This is a genomic window from Desulfofundulus salinus (assembly GCF_003627965.1).
Lineage (GTDB): Bacteria > Bacillota > Desulfotomaculia > Desulfotomaculales > Desulfovirgulaceae > Desulfofundulus > Desulfofundulus salinus.
Window position 1 is genome coordinate 366,877 of the sequence record NZ_RBWE01000001.1, and the last position, 721, is coordinate 367,597.

A 721-nucleotide genomic window follows, 5' to 3' on the forward strand; every position below is an offset into this window, starting at 1 on the left:
CGGCTATTCGGGTTTCCCATAGCGCTTCCCGTTCGGCTTTGGTCATAAGAAAAAATCCTCCTCATCGAGCTTATTTTTTGAGGAAGATTATCCCTTAAACTTGGGTATTGTGCCAAGGTGGGTTGTGTTTGACGCTTACAATTGTTTATACCGCGGGGGGTGTGTGATTTATTGAAGTAAAGGTCGAACTACGGGGCTACCTTTCCCGCTATGCCCCTCCGGCCGCCGTAAACGGGCGGTTTAGTTTGGAGGTTCTACCTGGCTCTACCGTAAAGAATGTGCTGGAAAAAGTCCATTTATCGGAAAAGTACGTGGGGCTAGTTTTGATTAACGGCCAGAAAGCCAGGATACTGGACCGGTTGCATCAGGACGACACTGTTACCATCTTCCCGGTGGTGGCAGGAGGATAGGCCTGCCGCCGGGGCCACACCCGCCAGGTGCTTAACTTGACAGCATATCGGCAAATATGCAGGATTTAAAAGCAGGAATACCATGACAAGCGGCGTGGTTGCCTTTAACTGCCGGGGTTTTCGGCAACACCATCCAAACTGCTGCCACGGTTTGGATGGTGTTACCTTAATTACCCGGCTGGTGACAGTATCGCATCCCGGCGGGAACCCGGCGGCGACGGCGGCGAAAAAGGGCTGTCAAGCGTCAGTGACTTTGTCAGTGAAATTCGTCAGTGAAAATGTCACTCAGACACATTACTTATCTCATTCAT

At 50.9% G+C, this 721-nt stretch carries 2 protein-coding genes; both read left to right on the forward strand.

What is annotated here, in order from left to right; genetic code table 11:
• Positions 1 to 170 precede the first annotated feature (170 nt).
• Positions 171 to 410: a MoaD/ThiS family protein gene (locus tag D7024_RS01875; protein WP_121450299.1), complete on the forward strand. Its 240-nt coding sequence runs from the start codon at positions 171 to 173 to the stop codon at positions 408 to 410.
• An 82-nt stretch (positions 411 to 492) separates the two neighbouring features.
• A partial coding sequence (locus D7024_RS14905) for a hypothetical protein (protein WP_207666875.1) occupies positions 493 to 721 on the forward strand: 229 nt, incomplete at its 3' end.